2 protein-coding genes and 1 pseudogene are annotated in these 3,859 nt (G+C 29.1%); all 3 read left to right on the top strand.

The genetic code is table 11. The annotated features are described in order from the left end of the window. Positions 1–182 (top strand): annotated as a pseudogene (locus PVA17_RS24440) (ABC transporter permease); the annotation flags it as partial. Between the two features lie 12 nt (positions 183–194). After that, positions 195–1,457: an ABC transporter ATP-binding protein gene (locus PVA17_RS24445; protein ID WP_274069289.1), complete on the top strand. Its 1,263-nt coding sequence runs from the start codon at positions 195–197 to the stop codon at positions 1,455–1,457. A gap of 17 nt (positions 1,458–1,474) precedes the next feature. Then, a partial coding sequence (locus tag PVA17_RS24450) for a glycosyltransferase (RefSeq protein WP_274069290.1) occupies positions 1,475–3,859 on the top strand: 2,385 nt, incomplete at its 3' end.

Below are 3,859 nucleotides of genomic sequence, written 5' to 3' on the forward strand. Positions count from 1 at the left end.
TAATAAAACTTAACCCAATCTATTATATTACTGATGGATATAGATCTGCTTTCATTTATAATCATTGGTTTTGGGAAAGACCGTTGTTAACAATTTATTTTTGGGGAGTTACAATATTTATTTTTATAATAGGTTACTTTGTTTATAAAAAGTTAAGATCGCATTTTGCAGATGTACTATAGGAGATAATAAATATGAATAATTTAGCTATTGTAGCAAGAGCTATTTCAAAAAAATATAAATTGTATGATAGCCCTATAGATCGTTTGAAAGATTCCTTCAGTCTTTCAAAAACAACAAAGTACTCAAAAGAGTTTCATGCATTAAATGATATTAACTTTGAAATAAAAAAGGGCGAATCTGTAGGGATAATTGGAAAAAATGGGTCTGGGAAATCCACATTATTGAAGATAATTACGGGGGTTTTGAATCCGACATCTGGGGAGATAAAAGTAGAAGGTCATATTTCTGCAATCTTAGAACTTGGTGCTGGCTTTAACCCCGAATATACAGGAATGCAAAATATTTTTTTGAGTGGTACGATCATGGGCTATAGTCGAGAGCAAATGGAAAAGAAAGTACCCGAGATAGTTGAATTTGCGGATATTGGGGAATTTATTCACCAGCCTGTAAAAAATTACTCAAGTGGTATGTATGTTAGATTGGCATTTTCTGTTGCGATTAGTGTAGACCCAGAAGTATTAATTATAGATGAGGCTTTAAGTGTTGGTGATATTAGATTTCAACAAAAATGTCTAAGAAAAATAGAAGAGTTAAAAAAAGAAAAGACAATTTTATTTGTATCACATGATTTACTACAGTTAAGTAAATTTTGTGACCGGTTGATATGGATAAATGAAGGACATTTAATTGCTGATGGGGATCCTGAGGATATTTCGAAAAAATACCAAGCTTTTATGGCAGGAAGTACCTTGAATGATTACACTGAATTCATTGAGGCGGAAGATGAAGCGTTAGATTTAGAAATTGATCCAATAGATAGCAGTGTTCAAGTTTTTGGCGATAATAAAGCTAAAATTAAAGGTATAAGTATGTTTAATGAAAAACAAATGAAAATCTATCAAACTAAAACTGGGAATAAAATAATGATATCTATTCAAGTTAGTTATCAAGAAGTAATAGATAGTCCGATAATTGGATTCACCATAAAAGATAGAATTGGAAATATCGTAACACAAACTAACACATTTATTTTAAAACAAAAAATGAGAAATACTCAGATAAATAAGGTTTATAGGTATAATTTTGAATTTATTGTACCGTCCCTAAAAAGAGGAACTTATACAGTTTCTCCTGCTGTGGCATCTGGAAATCAAGTTGAGCATACTCAGCATTGTTGGATACACGACGCATTAATTATTAAAATTGATGACCAGCAAGAATATGATTTAGAAGGGTTTATGGTCCTAGATAATGTATCTTTTGACGCAAAATAAGTACAAGGAGCAAAAAAATGATTTTTACTGGAGAGCGATTTATTCCAACTGTTGAAGATATTGACGATGAAATAAAAATTGAACATCTTCAAAGATATCAATCAGTAATTCCTTTATTAAAGAATAAAGTGGTATTAGATGCAGCGTGTGGAGAAGGATATGGTTCTGAGATTTTATCCACTCAAGCACGTCAAGTATATGGAATGGATATTGATGAAAAGTCTATTACACATGCTAAAAAAACATATATAAAATCTAATCTAGATTTTATAGTAGGAAGTATTGAAGAGTTACCATTTGAAGATGACTTTTTCGATATCATTGTGTCATTTGAAACGATTGAGCATGTTGATGAAAACCTTCAAAGTAAATTTTTAAAGGAAATTAAAAGGGTACTAAAAAAGGATGGATTATTAATTATCTCTACCCCAAATAAAAAAGTGTATAGTGACTATAGGAATTATTCAAATCCATTCCATATAAAAGAATTTTATATGGAAGAGTTTTATACATTTCTGAAATCAAGCTTTAAAAATGTTGAATTCTTTTATCAATTAAGAGAAAGTACATTTTTATTAAGCAAAAATAATAGTCAATTTTTTAATAATCTAGATACAAAAATAGAAGTAGCTGAAATGAGTAAATATATAGTGGCAATTTGCTCAGAAGTAGAAAATCTAGATATTGATATTAGCTCGGCAATTATTGAAGATGGTATCTTTAATAAGAAAATGGAAAGAATATTTGAACTTCAAAATGAAGTAGAGGAACGCAATAGGCATTTAAAGACTTTAGATAAAAAAATTGAAGAATATTATGGCCAGATTGCTTTACTTAATCAATCAATTGAAGAGAAAAATGATAATAATTCTTTATTAGTAGAGGAATTAAAACAAAATCAAGAGATGTATACTGAATTATTTCAGGAAAATAAAATTATTAAAGATACTAAGGAAGTTTTAAGACAAGAAATAGGTAATCTCAAAATGGAGAATGAATCATTAAAGGAAAAGGAAAGACTTTTAAATAACATTTATGATTCAGATGGTTGGAAGCTACTTTTAAAATATTATAGAGTTAGAGACAAAATTTTACCTTCAGATGGTAAATTGAGATTTTTCTTAAAAATATTTAAGAAAATTGTTTTTGAACGAAACTTCAAAATGCTTAACAAAGAGAATGTTAAAAAATTCTTTTATTATTATAAAAACCAAAATCTATCCATGTTAGAAAATCGTGTAGATAATTATATTGAAAGACAAACAAATGTTTCGCCAAATTTTAGTTTATCTATCGAAACTCCCTCAAGCTATGAAAAAATTGTCTTTGAAAAATTTAAAAATCCTAAAGTTTCCATCATAATACCAGTATATAACCAATGGAATTATACTTATGCATGTCTAAAATCAATTTATACGCAAACTCATAACGTTCCTTACGAAGTAATTATTGCTGATGATATGTCCAATGATGAAACGATACAAATTTCGGAATATGTGGAAAACGTTAAAACGATTAGAGACGGAGAAAATCGTGGTTTTCTATTAAATTGTAACAATGCGGCTAAATATGTTAAAGGAGAATATATATTCTTTTTAAATAATGATACACAAGTTCAAGAAGGATGGTTAGATTCACTTCTTGAGCTAATTGAAAGTGATAAAGAAATTGGTATGGTAGGTTCAAAATTAGTATATCCAGATGGAAGACTACAAGAAGCTGGTGGGATCATTTGGAATGATGCAAGTGGTTGGAACTATGGAAGATTAGATGACCCAACAAAACCAGAGTATAACTATGTAAAGGAAGTAGATTATATTTCTGGTGCAGCAATCATGATTAGAAAAAATTTATGGGATACTATTGGTGGGTTTGACGAAAGATATGTACCAGCATATTTTGAAGACTCTGATTTAGCTTTTGAAGTAAGAAAGCATGGATATAAAGTTATGCTACAGCCAAAATCAGTTGTCGTACATTTCGAAGGGATATCACATGGTGTAGATGTAAGTGAAGGTGTGAAAAGATTCCAAGAGTTAAATAAGTCGAAGTTTATTGAAAAATGGTCTGAAGAATTAACAAAAAATCATTTTAAAAATGGTGAATGTGTATTTAAAGCAAGAGATAGAAGTAAAAATAAGAAAACAATTCTGGTTATAGATCATTATGTACCCCATTATGATAAGGATGCGGGTAGTAGAACTACGTTTCATTATTTAAAACTCTTTGTTGAAATGGGGCTTAATGTAAAATTTATCGGAGATAATTATTATAAACATGAACCATATACTACCGAACTAGAAAATAACAGTATAGAGGTCTTGTACCAACCTTATAATAACAAAAATATTAATCAATGGATAAAACAAAATGGAAATGAGATTGATTATGTTTATATGAAT

It is taken from the genome of Lysinibacillus sp. CNPSo 3705 (assembly GCF_028674935.1).
Classification (GTDB): domain Bacteria; phylum Bacillota; class Bacilli; order Bacillales_A; family Planococcaceae; genus Lysinibacillus.